The sequence below is a fragment of the Mycobacterium talmoniae genome, assembly GCF_001854525.1.
Classification (GTDB): Bacteria; Actinomycetota; Actinomycetes; order Mycobacteriales; family Mycobacteriaceae; genus Mycobacterium; species Mycobacterium talmoniae.
The window spans coordinates 1-4,911 of the sequence record NZ_MLQM01000251.1 but is presented as its reverse complement, the minus strand read 5'-3'; the positions used below and the strand labels follow the sequence as shown (position 1 = coordinate 4,911).

At 69.7% G+C, this 4,911-nt stretch carries 8 protein-coding genes; 4 read left to right on the top strand and 4 right to left on the bottom strand.

Annotated features, from left to right (window positions below; translation table 11 throughout):
* Positions 1-177: 177 nt before the first annotated feature.
* Genes BKN37_RS25660 through BKN37_RS25650 form a run of 3 tightly spaced genes read right to left on the bottom strand, consistent with a single transcriptional unit; the run spans position 178 to position 1,526 of the window.
* Positions 178-645 carry a DUF5130 domain-containing protein gene (locus BKN37_RS25660; protein ID WP_071029947.1) on the bottom strand — a complete coding sequence of 156 codons (468 nt, stop codon included), beginning with the start codon at positions 643-645 and terminating at the stop codon, positions 178-180.
* Entirely contained in the window at positions 632-859 is a 228-nt protein-coding gene (gene ctaJ, locus BKN37_RS25655; RefSeq protein WP_071029946.1) for an aa3-type cytochrome oxidase subunit CtaJ, read from the bottom strand. The genes BKN37_RS25660 and ctaJ overlap by 14 nt, the downstream gene beginning before the upstream one ends.
* Positions 860-890: 31 nt before the next feature.
* Entirely contained in the window at positions 891-1,526 is a 636-nt protein-coding gene (locus BKN37_RS25650) for an HNH endonuclease (protein WP_071029944.1), read from the bottom strand.
* Positions 1,527-1,665: 139 nt separating this feature from the next.
* Here BKN37_RS25650 and BKN37_RS25645 point away from each other — a divergent pair, with 139 nt between their 5' ends.
* Genes BKN37_RS25645 through BKN37_RS25630 form a run of 4 tightly spaced genes read left to right on the top strand, consistent with a single transcriptional unit; the run spans position 1,666 to position 4,232 of the window.
* The gene (locus tag BKN37_RS25645) at positions 1,666-2,064 is read left to right on the top strand and encodes a globin (RefSeq protein ID WP_423212843.1); all 399 of its coding nucleotides are present in this window, start codon (positions 1,666-1,668) and stop codon (positions 2,062-2,064) included.
* Positions 2,064-3,638, top strand: coding sequence for a glycoside hydrolase family 13 protein (locus BKN37_RS25640; RefSeq protein ID WP_071029940.1), 1,575 nt, complete (start codon positions 2,064-2,066; stop codon positions 3,636-3,638). The genes BKN37_RS25645 and BKN37_RS25640 overlap by 1 nt, the downstream gene beginning before the upstream one ends.
* A 45-nt stretch (positions 3,639-3,683) precedes the next feature.
* Positions 3,684-3,917, top strand: coding sequence for an antitoxin (locus BKN37_RS25635; protein WP_071029939.1), 234 nt, complete (start codon positions 3,684-3,686; stop codon positions 3,915-3,917).
* Positions 3,918-3,926: 9 nt separating this feature from the next.
* A complete protein-coding gene (locus BKN37_RS25630) occupies positions 3,927-4,232 on the top strand; it encodes a type II toxin-antitoxin system PemK/MazF family toxin (protein ID WP_071029937.1) in 306 nt (101 codons plus the stop codon).
* Between the two features lie 42 nt (positions 4,233-4,274).
* Here BKN37_RS25630 and BKN37_RS25625 read toward each other — a convergent pair whose 3' ends face one another.
* Positions 4,275-4,844, bottom strand: a complete 570-nt coding sequence (locus BKN37_RS25625) for a LemA family protein (RefSeq protein WP_071029935.1) — start codon at positions 4,842-4,844, stop codon at positions 4,275-4,277.
* Positions 4,845-4,911 lie beyond the last annotated feature (67 nt).

Genomic DNA, 4,911 nt, shown 5'->3' with positions numbered 1-4,911 from the left:
CCCCTTCCTCACCAAACTCGATTGCACGCTGTCGGGGAAAAATCAGACCCCGCTTGACGGACTACGTAGAGACGAGGAACGGGCAGGCCCCCCAACCCCTTGACTAAAACCAGTTACGTTGGTGTCGACCGGGGACACGCACGCTCGGCGGCAAACGCGGCAACCGCGGCAACCGGGCTAGGCCGGGGAGATGCCGGCGGACAGCACCCGCACCGCGCTGACCAGCCCGTCGATCAGGTTCCCCTCGGCAAACGCCGAGGCGGCGGCGGCCACCCCCAGCGGGGCGGCCGACTCGGCGCCGCGGCCGCGGACCTCCGCGCCGTAGACCACCTCGATCGCGTGCTGGTCGGGCGAGACCGCGAGCAGCACCGCGTTGTTGGGCGTCGGGACGCTGGCCAGGATCTCCCGGGCCCGGGCGGCGGTGTCCTCGCCGAGGTCGCCGATGTACACCGCGAACCGCGCCTTGGCCGCCCGTGTGCCGTAGGTCAGCGCATCGTCGAGGGTGACCAGGTCCTTGGTGGGAAACGGGTACTGCACCGACAGCGCGCCGGGCTCGGTGACCCCGGAAATCCGACCGCTGGTGGTGATCACCGACCCGAGCGGCAGCTCGGCCGGCGCGACCGTCGCGACTTCACCACTTGCCACTTGCGCCACCCCCCACGCTCAACTCCGACGCACCATGACCGTGGTGACCGCCGACGACCTCATCGGTCGCCGCCCACAGGATCGGCGGATGCGTCCACGGCTCGGACATCTTGTAGGTCGCCGGGTGGGCGCCCTTGCCCGACCAGATCAGCACCGCCAGCACGGCGACGATCAACAGCGGGATGCCCACGAAGTACAGGTGGATCTCCGACATGCTCACGACGCAAACCGTATCCCACCGCGAACTAGGCCGCGCCCTCGCCCAGGTACCGCGCCCAGCTCGGGTCGAGTTCCTTGACCGACGACAGCAGCCGCCAATGCTGCCCCGTCGGCGACGTCGGCACCCGGTGCAGCGTCCAGCCCAGTTCGCCCAGCAGCCGGTCGGCCTTGCGGTGATTGCAGGTCGAGCAGCAGGCCACGCAGTTCTCCCAGGAATGGTCGCCGCCGCGGCTGCGCGGCACCACGTGGTCGACGGTGTCGGCCCGGCCCCCGCAGTAGGCGCAGCTGAACCGGTCGCGGTGCATCAGCGCCGACCGGGTCAGCGGCACCCGGGCCCGGTAGGGCACCCGGACGTAGCAGCGCAGCCGGATCACCGACGGCACCGCGACCGCGCGGGTGGCCGAGTGGATGACGCACCCGGACGGGTCCTCGTGCACGACGTCGGCCTTGCCGCAGATCAGCATGATGATCGCCCGCCGCAGCGGCAACGCGGTCAGCGGCTCGTAGGTGGAGTTCAGCAGCAGCACCCGCCGACGGGTCCACACGCTCTCGGCCGCGGGGCGGGTCTCGACGGCATGCAGGCAGGCGCCGGCTGCGGGCCCGGTTAGGCCTGCCGCGGCACCGGAACTGTGGTGGCCGCGGCGGTGTCTGCGCTGCGCCATTGGTCCTCCGCGGACCAGTCCACCATGATTCGGCAGCGACCGCACCCAAATTTGCTGTGCGTTCGCTGGTCGATCCGGTGAACTTCGGGTGGCCCACCGCGCGTGCCGGCCGCCGCCGCCATGGCCCACAATGGAGGAGATGGAGCCGGTACAACAGCAGTCCTTCTATGACGCCATCGGCGGCGCCGACACCTTCCACGCGATCGTGTCGCGGTTCTACCAGCTGGTCGCCGAGGACGAGATCCTGCGCCCGCTGTACCCCGAGGAGGATCTGCACGGCGCCGAGGAGCGGCTGCGGATGTTCCTCGAGCAGTACTGGGGCGGCCCCCGGACCTACTCGGAACGCCGTGGTCATCCCCGGCTGCGGATGCGCCATGTGCCGTTCCGGATCACCCCGATCGAGCGGGACGCCTGGTTGCGCTGCATGGACATCGCGATCGGCGAGATCGACGCGGACACCCTGGGCGACGAGCATCGCCGGGAACTGCTCGACTACCTGCAGAACGCCGCCAACTTCCTGGTCAACACCCCGTTTTGATGGGCCGCGCCGCTAACCGTCCCTGGTGGCGCGACGCCGTGTTCTACCAGGTGTATCCCCGCTCGTTCGCCGACAGCGACGGCGACGGGGTCGGTGACCTGGACGGGGTGACCGCCCGGCTGGACTACCTGAGCGCCCTGGGCGTCGACGCGCTGTGGCTCAACCCGGTCACCGTCTCACCGATGGTCGACCACGGCTACGACGTGGCCGACCCGCGCGACGTCGACCCGCTGTTCGGCGGGCTGGACGCGCTGGACCGCCTCATCGACGGCGCCCACCGGCGCGGCATCAAGGTCACCATGGATCTGGTGCCCAACCACACCAGCTCGGCGCACCCGTGGTTTGTCGCGGCGCTGGCCGACGGTCCCGGCAGCGCCGCGCGGGACTGCTACCTGTTCCGCGACGGCCGCGGCCCCGGCGGGGACCGGCCGCCGAACAACTGGCCGTCGGTGTTCGGCGGCCCGGCCTGGAGCCGGGTCGTCGAACCCGACGGGCGGCCCGGCCAGTGGTATCTGCACCTGTTCGACGCCGAGCAGCCGGACCTGAACTGGGACAACCCGGAGGTGTTCGCCGATTTCGAGAAGACGCTGCGGTTCTGGCTGGACCGCGGCGTCGACGGGTTCCGGCTCGACGTCGCGCACGGCATGGCCAAACCGCCCGAGCTGCCGGATATGCCGGCCACCGACATCGGCCTGCTCGCGCACCGCGACGACGACCCCCGGTTCAACCAGCCCGGGGTGCACGCCATTCACCGCGCCATCCGCGCGGTCGTCGATGACTACCCCGACGCGGTGACCATCGGGGAGATCTGGGTGCGCGACAACGACCGATTCGCGCAGTACCTGCGGCCCGACGAGCTGCATCTCGGGTTCAATTTCCGGCTGGTGCAGGCCCGCTTCGACGCGGCCGAGCTGCGCGACGCCATCGACAACTCGCTGGCCGCCGCCGCGCTCGCCGGCGCCACCCCGACCTGGACGCTGGCCAACCACGACGTCGAGCGGGAGGTCAGCCGCTACGGCGGCGGCGCGACCGGGCTGGCCCGGGCGCGGGCCATGGCGCTGGTGCTGCTGGCGTTGCCGGGGGTGGCGTTCGTCTACAACGGGCAGGAGTTGGGGCTGCCCAATGTGGAGCTGCCCGACGCGGTGCTGCAGGACCCGACGTGGCGCCGCTCCGGGCACACCGAACGCGGCCGCGACGGCTGCCGGGTGCCGCTGCCGTGGCGCGGCGACGCGCCCCCGTTCGGGTTCTCCACCACCGCCGACACCTGGCTGCCGATGCCGCCGCAGTGGGAGAGTTTGACCGTCGACACCCAGCTCGCCGACGCCGACTCGACGCTGTCACTGTTCCGCCGCGCACTGCAATTACGGAGGGGCCGAAACGAATTCGACGGCGATCGGATCGAGTGGCTACCCGCGCCGCCGGGCGTACTGACCTTCCGCCGCCCCGGCGGGTTGGTCTGCGCACTCAACGCCGGCACCGATCCGGTGGTGCTGCCCGGCGGGGCGGTGGTCCTGGCCAGCGGCCCGCTGCCCGACGACGAGTTGCCCCCCAACACCGCCGCCTGGCTGGCCTGAACCATCAGTCGAGGCAAATGCATCCCATATTGGTACCGTATTGGTATGACCACGCAAATCGCTGTCCGGCTACCCGATGAGATCGTCGCCTTTGTCGATCGCGAAGTCAGCGAAAACCGTGCAGCCAGCCGCGCCGCCGTGGTGCTGCGTGCACTCCAACGCGAGCAGCGCCGCCAGATCGCCGCGCGCGATGCCGCCATCCTCGCCGCGACCGAACCCGACCACGACCTCGACGCGCTGGCCGCACACACCGCAAAACAGGCCGCCGACATCGATTGACGCCGATCGATGCGGCCCATTCATCTCGCACATCTCGACAAGACGCGGCCCGTGGTGATCCTGACCCGCGAACTTGTCCGACCGCACCTGGCCCGGGTAACGATTGCGCCCATCACCGGCATGATCCGCGGCCTCTCCACCGAAGTCGCAGTCGGCACTCAGAATGGGCTTCAGCAGACGTCCGTCATCAGCTGTGACAACATCACCACGGTCCCCACCGATGCGATCGGCCGCCACATCGGCTACCTGCTGCCCGATCAGGAACTGCTGCTGTCCCAAGCGATCCGGGCAGCGTTCGACCTCGAACAACCATAGCCACGCACCCTGCTTGCGATCGAGCGCGAAGGACCCCGCCGCTCAGAACTGCACCTGCGGCGGCGCTTGCTGGCCTTCGGGGGCCTGGTAGAACGGCCGTTTGGCCACCCCGGCCGGCCCGGCGAAAAACATCCACGGGATCGTGACGACCCGCTGGTTGAGGGTGGCGGTCGCGTCGTTGTAGTACTGGCGGGCGAACGCCAGCTGGTTCTCGGTGTCGGCGAGCTGGTCTTGCAGTTGCAAAAAGTTGGCCGACGCCTTCAGGTCGGGGTAGTTCTCGGCGACCGCCAGCACGTCGCCGATCGCCCGATCCAGCCGGCCCTGGGCCTGCGCCTTCTCCTCCACGGTGCCGGACTGGGCGGCCTGCGCCACCCCGGTGCGGGCGGCGGTGACGTCTTCGAACACCGACTTTTCGTGCGCGGCATAGCCTTTGACCGAGTTGACCAGGTTGGGCACCAGATCGGCGCGCCGGGTCAGCTGCACGTCGATGCCGCCGAGCGCTTCCTGGGCTTTCACGTCGAGCCGGCGCAGCGAGTTGAACGCGGTGATCCCGAACGCGACCAGCGCGATCAACCCCAGCACGACGATCACCAGCACGATGGTCGCGGTCATATCCCTACCTCATTCCTGTCGATGATGGTCGCGGCTCACCAGGAGCCGCGACCATCATCGACAGGAA

Coding starts and splice junctions, on each gene's coding strand:
- BKN37_RS25640 (WP_071029940.1), top strand. CDS start 2,064: ATGGGCCGCGCCGCTAACCGTCCCTGGTGGCGCGACGCCGTGTTCTAC.
- BKN37_RS25650 (WP_071029944.1), bottom strand. CDS start 1,526: ATGGCGCAGCGCAGACACCGCCGCGGCCACCACAGTTCCGGTGCCGCG.
- BKN37_RS25635 (WP_071029939.1), top strand. CDS start 3,684: ATGACCACGCAAATCGCTGTCCGGCTACCCGATGAGATCGTCGCCTTT.
- ctaJ (WP_071029946.1), bottom strand. CDS start 859: ATGTCGGAGATCCACCTGTACTTCGTGGGCATCCCGCTGTTGATCGTC.
- BKN37_RS25625 (WP_071029935.1), bottom strand. CDS start 4,844: ATGACCGCGACCATCGTGCTGGTGATCGTCGTGCTGGGGTTGATCGCG.
- BKN37_RS25645 (WP_423212843.1), top strand. CDS start 1,666: ATGGAGCCGGTACAACAGCAGTCCTTCTATGACGCCATCGGCGGCGCC.
- BKN37_RS25630 (WP_071029937.1), top strand. CDS start 3,927: ATGCGGCCCATTCATCTCGCACATCTCGACAAGACGCGGCCCGTGGTG.